The sequence below is a fragment of the Nocardioides cremeus genome (assembly GCF_030518195.1).
In the GTDB taxonomy this organism is placed as follows: Bacteria; Actinomycetota; Actinomycetes; order Propionibacteriales; family Nocardioidaceae; genus Nocardioides; species Nocardioides cremeus.
Window position 1 is genome coordinate 1 of the sequence record NZ_JAULSC010000069.1, and the last position, 607, is coordinate 607.

General features: G+C 68.9%; 1 protein-coding gene. It reads right to left on the minus strand.

What is annotated here, in order from left to right:
- Nucleotides 1–337 (minus strand): transposase (locus tag QWJ41_RS20760; protein ID WP_302710370.1); only part of this gene is annotated, 337 nt, incomplete at its 3' end.
- Nucleotides 338–607 lie beyond the last annotated feature (270 nt).

A 607-nucleotide genomic window follows, 5' to 3' on the forward strand; every position in this document is an offset into this window, starting at 1 on the left:
CCAGGCGCCGCTGGCCCTTGGGCACCAGTCGCGGGGTGAACGTGCCGGCCCGATCGCGTGGCACCGCCAGGCTCACGTCGCCGACCTGGGTCGCGACCGTCTTCGGGGTCGTGCCGTTGCGTGAGTTGTCGAACGCGGCTGCGTCCGGGGCGCCCTTTTCATAACCCAGGTGGTCGGTGAGCTCGGCGCCCAGGCCGCGCTCGAGGGCGTGCTTGATCAGGGCGGGGATGAATCCGCCGTCGCCGGTCAGGTCGATCTCGCCGGCGTCGATCTGGGCGAAGAGCCCGTCCAGGGCGCCGGACTCGGCCAGCTCAGCAGCAGCCTTGTAGCCCGGCATCTCAGCGCGCACGGCGCGGCGAGCAGCGGCACGGCTTGGCCGCTCGGAGTTGCTCGTCGTGGTCACCTTCGCCTCATCGTTCTCAGTGGTCACAGCGGTCATCTTGGTCCTCCTTCAGGACCGACCGCTTACACAGACCATCTGACACCCCCCGGCGATCACCGCTTGGAACTCGCCGAAGTCGACCTCTGCCTCCTCAGCCGGCGGGTGGGTTTGCGGGATCATCACCTGCGCCTTGCTGCCGTTGATCTCGGCCTTGAGCACGGCGAC